Source organism: Nostoc sp. JL33, assembly GCF_017114985.1.
Classification (GTDB): domain Bacteria; phylum Cyanobacteriota; class Cyanobacteriia; order Cyanobacteriales; family Nostocaceae; genus Nostoc.
On sequence record NZ_JABXKP010000043.1, the window covers coordinates 43,123 to 58,923 of the forward strand.

A 15,801-nucleotide genomic window follows, 5' to 3' on the forward strand; every position below is an offset into this window, starting at 1 on the left:
CTGGGCAATCGCCTTTCATTTTACTCCCCCAAAAACCGTATTTCTTGAGGGAGTAAAGCAGCAGCAATATTTTCAGGCTATCTTGCCCCTTGTGACAGCTTCGCTATATCTACCCCCTATAGGTTGTTGCATCAAGAAAATATACATGGATTAGTTCAGATATAATAATGACTCATTGTTTGTTTTCCTAACTGGAGAAATTAATGGGTCGCGCCAAAAAGGTTGTCCTGGCATATTCTGGCGGAGTGGATACCTCAGTTTGCATCCCCTACCTCAAACAGGAGTGGGGTGTGGAAGAGGTGATTACCCTAGCAGCAGATTTAGGTCAGGGAGATGAATTAGAGCCAATTCGAGAAAAAGCTCTGAAATCGGGTGCAAGTGAATCCCTAGTGGCGGATGTCAAAGACAGCTTCGTTAAAGATTACGCCTTTGGAGCGATTCAAGCCAACGCCCTCTATGAAAATCGTTATCCTCTAGGAACTGCTCTTGCCCGTCCACTGATTGCTAAGGTATTAGTAGAAACGGCTGAAAAATATGGTGCTGATGCGATCGCTCACGGTTGCACGGGTAAAGGTAACGATCAGGTTCGCTTTGATGTCTCAGTTACCGCCCTGAACCCCAACCTGAAGATCCTCGCACCAGCCAGAGAATGGGGGATGAGCCGTGAGGAAACCATCGCCTATGGTGAAAACTTTGGTATCCCCTCACCAGTCAAAAAATCCTCTCCCTACAGCATTGACAAGAATTTGCTCGGTCGTAGCATTGAAGCTGGTTTACTCGAAGATCCATCATTTGAGCCACCAGAAGAAATTTATGAGATGACCAAAGCGATCGCTGACACTCCCAACGAGCCAGAGTACATCGAAATTGGTTTCCACGGTGGTATTCCCACAACCCTCAACGGCATAGCTAAAAAGCCAGTTGAGCTAATTGAACAACTCAATCAGGTGGTAGGAAATCACGGCGTCGGGCGGATCGATATGATAGAAAACCGTCTGGTGGGCATCAAATCGCGGGAAATCTACGAATCACCCGCGATGTTAGTCCTAATTCAGGCACATAGGGATTTAGAAAGCTTGACTTTAACGGCAGATGTTACCCATTACAAGCGTGGGATTGAAGAAACTTACAGCCAAATCGTTTACAACGGTTTGTGGTACAGTCCACTCAAAGTTGCACTCGATGCGTTTATTCAAAAGACACAAGAGCGAGTCTCTGGAACTGTGCGCGTGAAGTTGTTCAAGGGCAACTCTACGATAGTTGGGCGTTCGAGCGATAATTCCCTCTATACTCCCGATTTGGCAACCTACGGAGCCGAAGACAAATTTGACCACAAAGCGGCTGAAGGCTTTATCTACGTTTGGGGACTACCGACTCGCATTTGGTCACGGCTAACTAAAAGTTAGGAGTCATTCAATTTTAGATTTTGAATTTTGGATTTTGGATTGAAGGAGAAATCTAAAATCTAAAATCCAAAATTGCCAGATTTAGGAGGTGAACTACTCCGCCGTAAGACGGACGGAGCTTCCCAATTCATCGGGAATAGCCTCCAGAACTCCGTAGTACTAGAAAGTCTAACATTCCCTCCAAGGGCAGAAGTCCTGGTTCCCAAGACCCAAATGTTCTTCTTGCAACATATACCTGTTAGCTTGGTTTTCGCTTATGGCATTGATGGTCAAGATACTATTTAGCTTACCAGAAAATTTTGGTGACTCGTCATACATCTGGGATTGATTTTTTACAAAGTAAAAAATCAATCCCAGATGCAATCCTTATCACCCGCTCACAATCCCCATCTTAGGAATACCTTGTTCGCGTAGCGTCTCGTAGAGAAGATTGGGACTTCCGCGACCCGTTAAAAAGGTAAAATACAAAAGTAAAAGTTAAAAAAATAACTTTTTACTTTACTCCTAACTCCTGTACAGACGCGATTAATCGCGTCTCTACTCCTCACTCCTCATTACTCACTTCCTTAACTTGGCGAGACTCTAACCACAGGGGGACAACAATTAAGGCAGCAAGGATTAATAACGCTGCGATCGCAAATTGACCCACCCAAGCAACCAATTGTTCTAAAGAGATAATCTTGCCAGCAAAGAAAGCCAATGTCACCATCAAACTAGCCCAAGCAACTGCTCCTAACAAGTTGTATAAAAAGAATTTTCCAAAGGGCATTTCGGCTATACCAGCTAGTGGTGCAGCAAAAACTCGTAACAATGCCAGAAAACGTCCAAAAAATACCGCTTTCGCCGCATTTTGACTAAATTGATCTTTAATATTCAGCAGCCGCACTTCCGAAATCCGAAATATGCTACCAGCTTTTACGAGAAAATCCCAACCGCTAACTCTACCAATCCAATAGCCACAAGTGCCGCCAATCACAGCACCCATAATTGCGTCACCAAGAACCAGCCAGAAATTTAGTTCATCGCTGCCAGCTAGAAACCCGCCTACTAAGGTCACGGTTTCACCAGGAAGGGGAATGCCTAAATTTTCTAGCAAAATTCCCAAAAAAATTGCCCAATACCCGTATCTGTGGGCGACTTCCTGGATATTTTCTAGTGAAATCAACTCTAAAGACATCCCGCACCGCCGTCTTTATAAATTTTTACTTTTACTATATCTTTGCTTGTTTTTGGGTGGGGTGTCAATCAAACCACTACATTCAGTCATTAAGTCATTAGTTTAATTCTGAATAATCCATAACTTATAATCTATGGTAACTATTAGTTTTTGGCTATTAACTAGGCAATTTTTAGAAATACCTACCACACTTTAATATTTTTTTTAAAAAAACTAAAAAATTTATAAATTCTTTATAAATACCCCAGATAATTATGAAAATACTGTAAAAGATACGGTTGATACCGAAATTGTTAGGCGATTATGCCTATATTGATGAAAGTTATCACAAATTATACGGCATGAATACTGAAATAATCGCTCTCAATTGCATGGCTGCAATTGCCCAAATATCTGGGTAGAACAGTCATTTTGCCGTTGAAAGAGAAGATGTATTGATGTCTTTTTTGAATTTTCTGTCAAGTGTTCCAATTACCCTGTTAAATTCATGGCTCTCACACAAGAACTTCAAGTGATTTTGTTTAAACCCCAAGGAAGTATAGATTTGCAAGGCGGTAAGGTTTTGAGCGAACAGATGGCTGGAGTAGTGCCCCAAGCTGATCAACTCTGGGTTATCGACCTAAAAGAAGTTAATTTTATGGACAGTTCTGGGCTAGTCCCTTTAGTAAAAGGGTTGAAAGCTGCACGTCAGAGTGGTTGCCGCTTAGTTTTATGCAACGTGCAAGCTCCTGTACGGTTAATTTTGGAACTTACGCAACTAGATTCAGTGTTTGAAATTTTTCACACTTACGAAGATATTTTTACCACCGTCAAAGATAACAGTCTGGTGCTAGCAGGCTAACTAAATAAATCTACCTTTAGAAGGATGGTGGAGTCAAGCAATATTTGCATTTTTTCACATTCTTAAAGATAACAGTCTGGTGCTAGCAGGCTGACTTTCTTTTCTGCCTAGAGAAGAATGTTGAGAAAAACTCATGGTTTTGAGCTAGGTAATATCAATGGCAGATGAATGTATCTGCTTGTTGTCAGCCAATCTACTTAAACCAGTAAACTAGGAAATGGCCAAAATTGGTCAAAGTAATGCAATTGTTTGTGACACTCCCCAGCCTCGCAAAGAGAGGGCTTCTCAAATTACTCTGAGCTAATTGCTCTATGTCCGACGCAACTCGTGCAAAGAAGCAGGAGGTAAGAAATTTTAGAATCTCAGCCTTTGGGTTATTTCTAACTCTATAGTTATTTTTGTCTTGATGTACTACTTGGATGTCTCCAAGATACTTTGTTGCGCCAATTTCTTACCTCTTCGATTCCACAATAATGGTAACTTTAGGCATTCTGGGGAGTCGAAATGTTAGTTTGTTCGGATGCTGGGTGGGGAAAATTTGGCAAATCAATGCCGCTATGACTAGCATTGCGAGTTTTGAGTGCTAAACGGTAACTCACACTTTGCAGTTCTGCTTGTAGTTGGCGGTTTTCCCGTTGTAGCATTGCTACCTTTTCTCTTACTGGCATCATCCGCTCCTCAAACTTCCGACGGTAAATTTGAGGTAACTCTTGTACTACTTGCTCCAACATTCGACTGCGATCGGTGAGTTCTTGAACTGACTGTCGCAATTGGTAAATTTCGGAGTCACGAGTTGTAATTTGCTCTTGATAGAACGCCACCTGCTGCTCCACAGCTTGGAGTTGTTCTTGCAAAGCTTGTAACTGGGCGAGATCGCGCTCAAGCTCCGGCTGCTGGGGCATAAAACTAGTGTTACCCTTTACCAGGCGGAAGAGTTCTTGAGATAGTTGTTGCACTAATTGATCGCGAAGTTGCAACTCTTGGCGTAGCTGCGATACTTCCGTAGAGAGAACTTGAATGTTGGGTGTATCAGATTGGCTCACAGTAGCTTATAGCTCCCATTCAGAATCTTGTCCACTCTTAGGTATAACTGCGGAAGTACTACCTTTGGCAAGTATTTGTTAATTTAGCATTCCCAGACAAGTTACGAAAAAAGAAAAAGACAAAATTTTATTGAATGGAATTGGGAATTGGGAATTGGGCAAACAGGGCATTGGGAAAACTCTTCCCTATTCCCTATTGCCTACTCCCTACCCATTAGACCGTTGCAGCCACTTTAGCGGGTTTTTCCTCTTCGATTTCCTGCTTAATTGTCAGATAGCGAATCACTTCTTCACTCAGGCGCATGGCGCGTTCAAAGGGGGCGATCGCAGTTGGAGGCGCAGTATAGTTTAACTGGATGTAGATGCCATCGCGGTGTTTTTTGATTTCATAAGCCAGACGTCGCTTACCACGATTTTGAATTTGGATGTCCTGGGCGCCTTGATCGCGAAGCAAATTCTGATATTTAGTAATTGCTTGCTCTGCCTGTTCGTCTCCGAGGTCAGGACGGAGGATGTACATTGTTTCGTAAGTTGTAGTCATATTTTTCAGTCTCCTCATGGACAAAAGTGGCTGCCAATGTTAATTTATACCTGATTTAAATTTTAAATGTCAGTATTGATCAACATCTGAAGCAACAAGGAACTATAATCTTACCAGTTTTCAATTTGAATCATTAGCCAAATCGCCGAAGTTGGGATTTTTTCGATGTACCTAATGAAAACTAGGTCGGGAGGCAATCCCGATATTTCTTTAGCAAGATTGATCAAGCTATCAGGTTCACTAAGGGGTATATTTCCTTAAGGGCATCTATAGCGATCGCTTTTTTGCTTAAGGCTCAATCGGTTCGCTAAAAAGCTCACTGAGGATTGCTATCGGCTCACAGCAACAAAAAAGCAGATAAAAGGATATTGTATTAAGGTTATGGCACAGCGCTATGTGCGAATTCAAAATCCAGAAGGACAGATTTATTATGGGTTACTCAAACTATCCCTCAATGTTCAGGTGCTAGATGCTCCGCCTTGGTTAGAAGGACAACCCACTGATTTAACTTTGACACCAGAAAATTACCAAATTCTGGCTCCTTGCGCTCCCTCAAAAATTGTGGCGGTGGGTAAGAATTATGCAGACCATGCAGCCGAAATGGGAACTCCAGTACCTTCTGAACCACTAATCTTTCTCAAGCCACCCACGTCTATAATTCCGTCTGAGAGCGAAATTAAGTATCCTCCCCAGTCACAAAGAGTTGACTACGAAGGAGAGTTAGCACTAGTGATTGGTGATTACGCCTTTGAATGTACGCCCAAGGTAGCCCAAACTAAAATTTGGGGCTACACCATCGCCAATGACGTAACAGCGCGGGATTTACAAAAACGGGATGGTCAATGGACACGAGCCAAAGGTTTTGATACTTTTTGTCCTTTGGGGCCTTGGATTGTGCGGGAATTAAATCCCGGAGCAAGATTGCAGACTTTTGTGAATGACGACGCCAATCCAGTCCAATCTGCTTGTATCGATCAGATGGTATTTTCCCCCGATGTTCTAGTTTCCTATATCAGTCAGGTGATGACGTTACTACCGGGTGATTTGGTGCTTACAGGTACGCCGGAGGGTGTAAGTGCATTGCATCCAGGCGATCGCGTCCGTGTAGAAATTGAAGGTATTGGTCGCCTGGAAAACACCGTAGTGTCCCGTTAATTTCTAACGCACTTGCATATACACTGCATCGGAAATCGCCGGAATTTCGGCATAACGCCCGCTCAATGACTGGATGACTGAATATCCAACTGCTACCACTATGCCTAGAAAAATGGTTGTGGATAAGGTTTGGATTGCAAAACCAGCAGAGGGAACTAGTCCCACAACATCAGTCAGGATGCTAAACAAAAAGATAATGATGTCCAAAAGGATTGCTTGCATCGTGTTGAAACGAATAAAGTGACTGATTTTTTCGTTTCTTACCACCAATAGGAATAAGGCAAAGAAAATAATCAGTCCTGCATAGCGCACACTTGTGTAAAATGACCATAAAATCAGAATCGGTGTAAAAATGACTGCCAGGGGAGGAAACTGCTTTAATAAAAAAAAGCCAAAAGTTACTGCCTCAACCATCGGTAGCAAATAAGGCAAGGAAGCAAAAATCCGATCTGAAACCGTTGTAGACCCACGCCAAGACATTATGCGTTCTCCTGTGGTGAAATTTATATAGTTACTTGAGCTTAGGATAACGCAGTTGCTTGGTCTTGCTGGCAAATTCAACTATTCTATATGGGCGATGCGAAAGCCCATCATACACTCATACTGGTCTGGCTGCTGTTGAGTAAGCTTGCGAATGGCTTGACCACAGCGCAGTTGACCCCCACGCCAACGGGGTTGACCGCTCCGGTCAGCGAGTAAACAAGACTGGCAAACTTGCTCAGTGGCAAGGATTTGCTCGTCCATTAAAATGACTAGCATCGAATCCCTCCTGTAAATCCTCATTGTCACCCATATTTTACTTAGGTGAGGACACGCTTTGTTTGTAGCGGCTGTTTGAACCGCTACAAACTCTATGTTGGGCTTTGCAGGTTAAGTGTCAATAGGCAAGCCTTAAGAAAAATAGCTTTGTTGGGTTGCGCTTTGCTTAAACGCCACTTGCTTCTCCCTCTCGTGAGACGCGCAATTTCCATGTCGGGAAACCGCACCTCTAGCAGTGGCTCCCCAACCTACGCAGTTTAAGGTTTTGACGCTAACCCAAGCGTATTGGGTTAAGTGTTATCAAGAGTGCGATGGCGCTTTGCGCCCAGCGTCGGCGATCACAGAGGACACTTAAAAACCACATCCTAACTCTTTGTAGCAAAAATGTGAGCAATCACAATTCAATAAAAATTGTCAACTGAATCTTAATAGATTGTCTGTTGTGTCTATTGCAAAGTAAAAAATAATACAAAATTCTTCGCACTAAGTTTAGTAGGGACAGCCAACGGTATTCATTGCATCTGTGTTAATTCAGGAAACAAGAAATCTTTACGCACAAGCAACACGGCGACCCATTAAAATTCCCTTGACGCGACTATTTAAAGTGCGAAAAATCAAGTAAGTAAAGCTGAGTTAACTTGATAGCCATCTAAGTGATGCAATTACAAAATACTGAGGTAAACTGACAAGCAAGGTAATACACAATATTACTAGGCGGCTCGTCGGTCTGGGCATCACTCACAATGGAACACTGGCAATTTCTGATACAGAAACAAGGCGCTCGCTCGTGGCATATCCTAGAATCGCCAAATTTGGAAATTTGGGAAGGGGAGTATAGAGTTTTGGCTCTTTCTAAACTTCCTAATACAGAGGTGGAAGTGCGGGTAACTCACTCTTCAACCCAGGAAGTTCAACCAACGCGGCGAATTTTAAAGCGATCGCGCCGCACTAACTCAGAAGGCTTAATGGCGGTAATTCCTTTTACCTACTTCCAGTCGGGAGTTTGGGAGTTGCGCTGTTTTGGCGATTTGATGTCGGATCTGTTAGGTAAATCTTGGCAGTACAGTGTCCAACTTGAAGTATTGCCCCAGGAAAAAGAGGGGGAGCAAAGAAGGCTGGGGGAGAATATAGAATCAAATTCACCTGATCACCCAGATACTTTTTCTGAAAACTTGAAATTTCCCGCCCCAGCAGAAGCCGAAATTACCCTAGATAAAGCGATCGCTGTCTTTGCAGAACTGGCAATTGCTACAGACAGCAGCCCCGTTAGCATTGTTGTGCCAGATGAAAAGAATTTGGAATTTCCCGCCCCAGCAGATGCCGAAATTACCCTAGATAAAGCGATCGCTCTCTCGGCAGAAGTGGGAATTGCTACAGACAGCAACCCCGCTAGCATTGTTGTGCCAGATGAAGAGAATTTGGAATTTCCCGCCCCAGCAGATGCCGAAATTACCCTAGATAAAGCGATCGCTCTCTCGGCAGAAGTGGGAATTGCTACAGACAGCAACCCCGCTAGCATTGTTGTGCCAGATGAAGGGAACTTGGAATTTACCGCCCCAGCAGAAGCCGAAATTACCTTAGATCAAGCGATCGCTCTCTCGACAGAACTGGGAATTGCTACAGATAGCAACCCCGCTAGCATTGTTGTGCCAGATGAAGAGAATTTGGAATTTCTCGCCCCAGCAGATGCCGAAATTACTCTAGATAAAGCGATCGCTCCCTCCGCAGAAGTGGGAATTGCTACAGACAGCAACCCCACTAGCATTGTTGTACCAGATGAAACCGAAGAAAATAGAGTTATCGATGAGCCTGTGAGTCCTGTGTGGCTCAAAGGTGAGACGGCAGAGCAGATTTTACAAAATTTAATAGATTTAGCTTTACCCGCTTCTGAACTGCTGCCAAAAGATGAAAACGTTACAGATTCTCCAGCAACACAACCGTCGCCACCATTACTACTAACTTTAGGTCAGGATACTTACATTGCTCGTTGGGGACAACCTCTTACAATCAATGGACACATAGAACTCCCAGAAAAGACAAATGTAGATCAGGCTGAAACATTATCCCCAACAAGCTTGCAAGGGCTTGAACTAGGAATTGAACTGCGATCGCCCAATAACTCAAAAATCTTAACCCAGGTACGGCAACCCTTACCAGACCAGGAGTTGCCGTTCACCATCAATACCTCAATTGATATTCCTGCTGACTGTGAATCCAAGTTAATTTTGGCAGATATCACTTTGTATGGTAGATTTGCCGATGTTAGTGAAGTCATCCGGTTAGCCAACCAGTCGTTCACCATTACCGCAGATGTAAAAGAATTACTGGCAATCACAGCCATAGCAAAACCTAGTACATCCTTAAATGGAAATGGCCTCATAGCACTATCGGACTCATCTGCTACTTTGACAGAACCAGAGACAGCTGTAAGGCTCGATTTGAAACTATTTAATCTGGTCAAGATTCCAAAAACCGACCAGTTTCAAATACTCAATCCATCCCCAAACACACCCCTACCACCGCAAATTAACCTGCAAGTTCTGCGAGAACTTGCCCTGCGGACATCTAAGGTCAAGAATTCAGGCACTTCGCCTCAATTGCCGAAACTGCCCCTTGTTCAAACCGATGCCAAGACTTCCACAGATGTTGTTGCACAACCCCCTACAGAGGAGGAACTTCTAGAAAAGGATGCTACTATATCCACCATCAACTTGGAGCAGTTGGTGATCAGGCAACGTCGAATGCCAAAACTCAATGCAACTTTTCCATACTTGAGACGGCTAAAAGCTTTGCCAGGTGATGCAGAGGAAGTAAAAAGCAATGTTTCCCCAGATGCATTGCAACTTTCACCTGCTGAAGACTTCCCTCAGTTGGACGCAATAGCTGAAGATGAAAATACACCTGAATCAGTAGTAGGTGATGCACAATTCCAGGAGGAAGTAAAAAACAATGTTTCCCCAGAGGCATTGCAACTTTCACCTGCTGAAGACTTCCCCCAGTTGGACGCAATAGCTGAAGATGAAAATACACCTGAATTAGTAGTAGGTGATGCACAATTCCAGGAGGAATCTGTTGCTGTAGAAGCCCAGCCAAATACACAATTGATTACAACAGGCAACCTTTACTCATCTCCTTTACTTAGGAAGTGGATGCAGAGCCAAGGATACTCTTTGCCTGAATCTATCAATGATCTGCAACTTCAAAACTACGATAACTATGTTTCAGCACAGCAGACATCGCTTTCTCTAAATGCAGAAAATGCGAATGTTGATGTTAACTTGCCGTTAAACCTAGATGCCAACACAGAGATGAATCTGAGCGAAGGTTGCGGTCACTCAGAACTTCTTCTGACAAAGACGCGCAACAAAGAGGGGACGGAAGAAGTCCAAGGGTTGGCTTCCGAACTGGGGAACTTTGGGGAAGATGTAAATACAGCGAAGGAAGCGGATCTGGAGATAGGAGAAAATACGGAACTAGAAAAAGTATTAGAACCAACGCTCTCATCGGTGTTAACACAACTACCGCCCCCCCTTCCTCCGATAAAAATAAATATAGCCTCAGCTTGGTTAGCGCAAGAAATCGTTGTAGATGATACATATAGTGAACTGGAAGCCGACGCAACCAGGAGTTACCCCTTTGAAGAAGAGGAGCAACCACTGTTAGATTTATCTCCTTACTTACCTATAATTGCGGCAGCCACTGAACCTTTGCCAATTCCCCAACTGCTAGTGCCAGAAGGCGAACTAATCGCTGGCAAGTTTATCATAGTGCGCGTAGTACTGCCTGAAGTACCTCCACAAGTTGTTGTCAAGTTATGGCTTGAAGATTATCAAACTCGCTGGTTACTAGATGGCCCGCATTTATTGACAAATTTACTACCTAATGCTTTGGGAGGGTTGGAAGTGATGACCCAATTAAACATTCCCTTTGGCTGTTTAGAAATTCGCTTGGAAGCGATCGCACTTGATTTGACAACCCAGCAAGAGAGTCACAAAGTCACAATAGTGCGAACTGTGGTTCCTCCAGACTTGCCAAGCTTGCAGCTAGATGAACTACTGGGTATGTGATCGCCAGTAGCGGTTGGAAAACAGGGGACAAAGGGGCAAGGAAGAATTATTCAACAAATCACTCCCCACTCCCCGTCTGTGTTAAAAATATGAAAGAATTTCAAAAATCTGGCAGTATTTGCAGTAAGCTCATTTTGAATTGTAGTGTGATTTAATGGGAACTTTTACTATGGCAGTTTCTTTTTTGCCTTCTGTCTTGGCTACTACTTCGTTCTTGTCTCCGATCTTGGTTTACACAATTGGTTGGATTTTGCCAGCTGTGACCTTTGCTTTTCTATTTTTATACATTGAAAGCGACGATATCAGCGATATTAAGTGATCTAGTCATTAGGAGCCACTGCGTTGCTTTGGTCAAGTATGAATGTCGGATACATTTCTAGACTATTGACCAAAATCAATACCGCCCATCTCATAGAGACAGGCGGTTTTTTTTAACGTTGATTTCTCAACAAATGCTAGAAAATTCTAACTTATAGCGTTCGGTTCAAACTAATGTTAAATCGAAGAACCAAGTCCGGCGTAGGCACCATAAAAGAAAATGCCCAAGACTGTGATTATACCTAAGCCTGCGATCGTAGCGACGACCCACAGGGGAATTCTCCCACTTTCAGACACAACTTCTCTCCTCTCTTAACAACAAATCAACATATCTTCAATAAACAAACATTAACAACACTAGTTCCAGTTAGTTAAAGAAGTAACTGGAAAACAGAATCCCCAGAACGAAAACTAGAAGTAGTCCCAGGTATAGCGAAGTCCGGTTTAGTTCAACCGGCTGATTATTGGGATTGGGCGATCTTTCTACCATAATTGCTCCTAACGGTGAATAAATTGCATTGCGGCGATCGCGCCTAAAAAGAATACAGTTGGTACACCTAAAGTGTGAACTGCCAGCCATCTAACGGTAAAAATTGGATAGGTAACTGGTTGATTGATGTTATTGCCGCTAGTCATGATCTCAAACTACTTTCCAATAAATTGTTCAACTTGTTTTTTAGCTTCAAAACGGTTCTTCACAATTGGCACTTCTTGCCGTGCTTCTGTGAAATATTCGTTGGGACGGGGTGTGCCAAAGGCATCATAAGCCAGACCAGTTTGTACAAATAACCAACCTGCAATAAACAATGCCGGGATGGTGATGCTGTGAATTACCCAGTAACGAACGCTGGTAATGATGTCCGAAAACGGACGTTCTCCAGTGGTACCTGACATTTAGATCCCTACCTAATTACATAGAGTGTTATAGAGTTTATTATCCTACAAAGTTAAGAAAGAGTTACAAGTTGCAACGTTATTCTCAGAAATTAGGCATGGGGCATAGGCCAAACAGGGCATTGGTTATTAATTCATCTCCCTCATCTCCCCCGTCCTCTTACTAAGCCGCCCCTGCTGGAGAAGTTGTTTCAGGGTTTGGTAAATATTTGAGTAAAACGCCGCGATCGCCAATTATAAATCCCCGCTCTGGCTCTAAGAAAATAATCTTGTACAAATTAGCAGCAACTTCTTCCACCGCACGGTCTTTTTCCCAGGTTTTGCCACCGTCCCCACTCCGTAGCAAATTACCGCTACCGCCACCTATCCAAATTTCGTTGGGTGTGCGATATGCCAAATCCAGTAAACCCCAACTGGTTGATAACTCTGGATATTTTGCCTCTTGCCATTCTTCAGGTTTAGTTGGATCACTAAACTGAATTTGACCGCCCCTGGCTAGCAACCATAATTGCCCATTGTCAGTAAAGCCCATGTTTTCCACCCGCCGAGAACTATTGCGGTTATGGGGTACCCAAGCATTTTGCCCCGGTTCCCAAGTCGAGTAGAAACTACCCTTAGCGGAAACGGCAACATATTTACCATCAGCAGAACGCTCTAAGTTACGCACCACACCAACTGCTGATTCCACCTGGGCTTTCCAGTTTTTGCCGCCGTCTGTGGTCTTATATATGGCTCCGACATCAGTAGCCATTTCAGCTGTCTTGTCTGCCACTGCCTTAATTGCGATCGGGCTACCTGGTAGCTTTTCGTTCAGGGGAATACGCGACCAAGAACCACCTTCATCAGTAGTGTGCAGTAACAGTCCAGGCTCTCCAGCAATCCAGCCTTCTTTACCGAGAAAACTTACTGAGTCAAAGCGATACTTTTGCTCATCCAGTTGTAGTGTTATTTGTTTCCAGGTATTACCACCGTCATTGGTTTCCAACAGGGTAGCATTGCTACCTACTAAGTAGCCATGCTCAGGGTTATCAGTAAAAGCAATATCTAATAGATTCGAGTCTGTTGGCACAGAAATGATTTTCCAGGGATTGTAGCTAACAGAGGGAATTTTGCTACAACCTATGCACATCAGGACTACTATCAACAAGGCAGCTATTCGTTGCCAACTTTTCACAATTGAATGCATCAGTATCTCTTATTTGTTTCTAAATTTCTGTAGTAGTCGGCGTTAGGATGCTGGGCAATCCTGAGTTTTCCATTTGGAATTTTGTTAGCGCCACAAAGAGCGAGTCCAAGGTAAAGAGCGCGTCTGGTAGAGAGCGTCTATTTTGAATTGCTTAACGGCTGTCACTGTAAGCCGTAGAGACTGATAAAAAACAAGAAGCCAAGAGCCAAAGCGCCAAAAATTAGGATATTCTTTTGGGTTGGCGTTAGGGTGTTGACACCAAAACCGTAACCGAGATTTTCTTTGAAGCCGGATGCAGTACCCACAGGGCCGATGTTGGCAAAAGCGGTTTTTTTAGCAGCACAAACTGGACAGCGCCAATTTATGGGCAGTTCTGCAAAGGGTGTCCCTGAAGGAATATCATCCTTGTCGTCTCCCTTCTCAGGTTCGTAAACATAACCGCAGGCGCGACACTCGTAGCGATCTAACACCGTAGTCTCAACAGCTGGTTCGCTCATGGCTAAGTCCTCGCAGAGGAGAAATCTTAAATATACGTTAAAAATTATGACATAACTGTTAGAGTTTTCTATCACTAGCAAAAACGAATCAAATACCTGAAGTGCGTCTGTTTCCCAGATTTCAGAAAAATCAAACAGATATAATGTAAAAGAAAGTTACGCAGTTAAGGGATTGGGCATTGGGCATTGGGCATTGGGCAATTCAATTTTGGATTTTGGATTGACGATAGCGCCACGGAGAGCGAGTCCGCGTACTCCTGCGGAGGACAAGCTACGCGCAGCATCTCGTAGAGAGCGTCTTTTGGATTAAATTTCAATTCTTTAATCCAAAATCTAAAATCTAAAATCTAAAATTCTTACTCCCCCCATTCCCCACTCCCCACTCCCCACTTAAAATACTCCATAAGCGGTAGATACTCATTGTGTTTGTCCTCAGCGGTTACGAGTACCTTCTAGGCTTCTTCATAATCTGTAGCCTAGTGCCTGCCTTGGCGCTCTCAGCATCCAAGCTCCTACGACCCAGTGGTTACAGCCCAGAACGGCACACCACCTATGAATCTGGCATGGAACCCATTGGGGGAGCCTGGATTCAGTTCAACATCCGCTACTACATGTTTGCTCTGGTCTTCGTCATCTTTGATGTGGAGACTGTATTCTTGTATCCTTGGGCGGTAGCTTTCCACCGTTTGGGGCTATTGGCATTTATTGAAGCGCTAGTCTTTATTGCAATTCTTGTAGTCGCCTTAGTTTACGCATGGCGTAAAGGAGCTTTGGAATGGTCTTGAATTCTAATTTAACAACTCAGGGCAAAGAGCGAATCATCAACCCCATTGAGCGGACTACAATCACTCAAGACCTTTCAGAAAACGTCATTTTGACGACGGTTGATGACCTCTACGACTGGGCACGGCTTTCTAGTCTGTGGCCGTTGCTATTTGGAACAGCTTGCTGCTTTATTGAGTTTGCAGCTTTAATTGGTTCACGATTTGATTTTGACCGTTTTGGCCTAATTCCCCGTTCTAGCCCCCGCCAAGCCGATTTAATTATTACGGCAGGGACGATTACGATGAAGATGGCTCCTCAACTGGTGCGTCTTTATGAACAAATGCCAGAGCCGAAGTATGTAATTGCGATGGGTGCTTGCACAATTACTGGCGGGATGTTCAGCGTTGATTCCCCTACGGCAGTACGCGGAGTTGATAAACTGATTCCGGTGGATGTGTACTTGCCTGGTTGTCCTCCCCGTCCAGAAGCAATTATCGACGCAATTATTAAGCTGCGGAAGAAAATCTCCAATGAATCGATGCAAGAGCGGGATAAAATTAAGCAAACCCACCGCTACTACAGCACGACTCATAATTTGAAGCCAGTAGAGGAAATCTTAACTGGTAAGTATTTGCAGTCAGAAACTCGCTATGCACCACCGAAGGAATTGACGGAAGCGATCGGTATGCCAATACCACCTGCACTGCTGACAGAAAAGGCGCAAAAGGAGGAACAAACCCGTGGCTGAAGAAGAATCTAAACCAGTACCAGCAGCCAAAGAAGAGTCATTGGTACAAGCGGGTAAAATTTCCCAGTGGTTGACGGAAAATGGCTTTGACCATGAGTTTTTAGCACCAGATAAGAATGGTGTAGAGATAATTAAGGTGGGGGCAGATTTCTTGCTTCCTACCGCTACAGCCCTTTATGCCTACGGGTTTAATTATCTCCAGTTTCAAGGTGGTATTGACCTTGGCGCAGGAGAGGAATTGGTGAGTGTGTATCACTTGATTAAAGTCGGTGATAATAGCGATCGCCCCGAAGAAGTACGGGTGAAGGTGTTCTTACCACGGGAAAATCCTGTAGTGCCTTCTGTGTACTGGATTTGGAAGACGGCAGATTGGCAAGAGCGCGAGTCTTACGATATGTTCGGCA

20 protein-coding genes are annotated in these 15,801 nt (G+C 43.8%); 9 read left to right on the forward strand and 11 right to left on the reverse strand.

Going from position 1 to position 15,801, the window contains the following annotated elements; genetic code table 11:
- Nucleotides 1-203: 203 nt before the first annotated feature.
- Nucleotides 204-1,406, forward strand: coding sequence for an argininosuccinate synthase (locus HWQ23_RS11570; protein ID WP_292828034.1), 1,203 nt, complete (start codon nt 204-206; stop codon nt 1,404-1,406).
- 72 nt (nt 1,407-1,478) lie between these two features.
- Nucleotides 1,479-1,691: a hypothetical protein gene (locus tag HWQ23_RS11575; RefSeq protein ID WP_292828037.1), complete on the forward strand. Its 213-nt coding sequence runs from the start codon at nt 1,479-1,481 to the stop codon at nt 1,689-1,691.
- A gap of 259 nt (nt 1,692-1,950) precedes the next feature.
- On the opposite strand, the gene HWQ23_RS11580 is transcribed toward HWQ23_RS11575, so the two are convergent.
- A complete protein-coding gene (locus HWQ23_RS11580) occupies nt 1,951-2,583 on the reverse strand; it encodes a DedA family protein (protein WP_292828040.1) in 633 nt (210 codons plus the stop codon).
- A gap of 487 nt (nt 2,584-3,070) precedes the next feature.
- On the opposite strand from HWQ23_RS11580, the gene HWQ23_RS11585 reads away from it, so the two are divergent.
- Nucleotides 3,071-3,424, forward strand: coding sequence for an STAS domain-containing protein (locus HWQ23_RS11585; protein WP_292828043.1), 354 nt, complete (start codon nt 3,071-3,073; stop codon nt 3,422-3,424).
- A 482-nt stretch (nt 3,425-3,906) separates the two neighbouring features.
- Here HWQ23_RS11585 and HWQ23_RS11590 read toward each other — a convergent pair whose 3' ends face one another.
- Together HWQ23_RS11590 and rpsF are read right to left on the reverse strand one after the other, a co-directional pair.
- Nucleotides 3,907-4,467 carry an Npun_F5560 family protein gene (locus tag HWQ23_RS11590; protein WP_292828046.1) on the reverse strand — a complete coding sequence of 187 codons (561 nt, stop codon included), beginning with the start codon at nt 4,465-4,467 and terminating at the stop codon, nt 3,907-3,909.
- 214 nt (nt 4,468-4,681) lie between these two features.
- A complete protein-coding gene (gene rpsF, locus HWQ23_RS11595; protein ID WP_292828049.1) occupies nt 4,682-5,008 on the reverse strand; it encodes a 30S ribosomal protein S6 in 327 nt (108 codons plus the stop codon).
- A 381-nt stretch (nt 5,009-5,389) separates the two neighbouring features.
- On the opposite strand from rpsF, the gene HWQ23_RS11600 reads away from it, so the two are divergent.
- Nucleotides 5,390-6,163, forward strand: coding sequence for a fumarylacetoacetate hydrolase family protein (locus HWQ23_RS11600; RefSeq protein ID WP_292828052.1), 774 nt, complete (start codon nt 5,390-5,392; stop codon nt 6,161-6,163).
- Nucleotides 6,164-6,166: 3 nt separating this feature from the next.
- Here HWQ23_RS11600 and HWQ23_RS11605 read toward each other — a convergent pair whose 3' ends face one another.
- Together HWQ23_RS11605 and HWQ23_RS11610 are read right to left on the reverse strand one after the other, a co-directional pair.
- Nucleotides 6,167-6,643, reverse strand: a complete 477-nt coding sequence (locus tag HWQ23_RS11605) for a Tic20 family protein (RefSeq protein ID WP_292828055.1) — start codon at nt 6,641-6,643, stop codon at nt 6,167-6,169.
- 81 nt (nt 6,644-6,724) lie between these two features.
- Nucleotides 6,725-6,922 (reverse strand): hypothetical protein, encoded by a 198-nt coding sequence (locus HWQ23_RS11610; RefSeq protein WP_292828058.1) that lies wholly within the window; start codon nt 6,920-6,922, stop codon nt 6,725-6,727.
- A gap of 743 nt (nt 6,923-7,665) precedes the next feature.
- On the opposite strand from HWQ23_RS11610, the gene HWQ23_RS11615 reads away from it, so the two are divergent.
- Together HWQ23_RS11615 and HWQ23_RS11620 are read left to right on the forward strand one after the other, a co-directional pair.
- Complete coding sequence (locus tag HWQ23_RS11615) at nt 7,666-10,989, forward strand: hypothetical protein (protein WP_292828061.1); 3,324 nt, start codon at nt 7,666-7,668, stop codon at nt 10,987-10,989.
- A 169-nt stretch (nt 10,990-11,158) separates the two neighbouring features.
- Complete coding sequence (locus HWQ23_RS11620; RefSeq protein WP_292828064.1) at nt 11,159-11,308, forward strand: photosystem I reaction center subunit VIII; 150 nt, start codon at nt 11,159-11,161, stop codon at nt 11,306-11,308.
- Between the two features lie 176 nt (nt 11,309-11,484).
- Here the strand turns inward: HWQ23_RS11620 and HWQ23_RS11625 are convergent, their stop codons facing one another.
- From HWQ23_RS11625 to HWQ23_RS11650, 6 genes are all read right to left on the reverse strand, one after another.
- Nucleotides 11,485-11,604: a photosystem II reaction center protein J gene (locus HWQ23_RS11625; RefSeq protein WP_152589562.1), complete on the reverse strand. Its 120-nt coding sequence runs from the start codon at nt 11,602-11,604 to the stop codon at nt 11,485-11,487.
- Nucleotides 11,605-11,674: 70 nt separating this feature from the next.
- Entirely contained in the window at nt 11,675-11,797 is a 123-nt protein-coding gene (locus HWQ23_RS11630; protein ID WP_012411802.1) for a photosystem II reaction center protein L, read from the reverse strand.
- A gap of 8 nt (nt 11,798-11,805) precedes the next feature.
- Nucleotides 11,806-11,943: a cytochrome b559 subunit beta gene (gene psbF, locus HWQ23_RS11635; protein WP_012411801.1), complete on the reverse strand. Its 138-nt coding sequence runs from the start codon at nt 11,941-11,943 to the stop codon at nt 11,806-11,808.
- A 9-nt stretch (nt 11,944-11,952) separates the two neighbouring features.
- A complete protein-coding gene (gene psbE / locus HWQ23_RS11640) occupies nt 11,953-12,201 on the reverse strand; it encodes a cytochrome b559 subunit alpha (RefSeq protein ID WP_292828068.1) in 249 nt (82 codons plus the stop codon).
- Between the two features lie 163 nt (nt 12,202-12,364).
- Nucleotides 12,365-13,387, reverse strand: coding sequence for a photosynthesis system II assembly factor Ycf48 (locus HWQ23_RS11645; RefSeq protein WP_292828071.1), 1,023 nt, complete (start codon nt 13,385-13,387; stop codon nt 12,365-12,367).
- 161 nt (nt 13,388-13,548) lie between these two features.
- Nucleotides 13,549-13,884, reverse strand: coding sequence for a rubredoxin (locus tag HWQ23_RS11650; protein WP_292828074.1), 336 nt, complete (start codon nt 13,882-13,884; stop codon nt 13,549-13,551).
- 422 nt (nt 13,885-14,306) lie between these two features.
- Here HWQ23_RS11650 and ndhC point away from each other — a divergent pair, with 422 nt between their 5' ends.
- The 3 genes from ndhC to HWQ23_RS11665 all read left to right on the forward strand — a co-directional run.
- Nucleotides 14,307-14,669: a photosynthetic/respiratory NAD(P)H-quinone oxidoreductase subunit C gene (ndhC, locus tag HWQ23_RS11655; protein WP_273762108.1), complete on the forward strand. Its 363-nt coding sequence runs from the start codon at nt 14,307-14,309 to the stop codon at nt 14,667-14,669.
- Nucleotides 14,660-15,397 (forward strand): photosynthetic/respiratory NAD(P)H-quinone oxidoreductase subunit K, encoded by a 738-nt coding sequence (gene ndhK, locus HWQ23_RS11660; protein WP_292828077.1) that lies wholly within the window; start codon nt 14,660-14,662, stop codon nt 15,395-15,397. Before ndhC ends, ndhK begins: the two co-directional genes overlap by 10 nt.
- A partial coding sequence (locus tag HWQ23_RS11665) for an NAD(P)H-quinone oxidoreductase subunit J (protein ID WP_292828080.1) occupies nt 15,390-15,801 on the forward strand: 412 nt, incomplete at its 3' end. The genes ndhK and HWQ23_RS11665, both read left to right, overlap by 8 nt.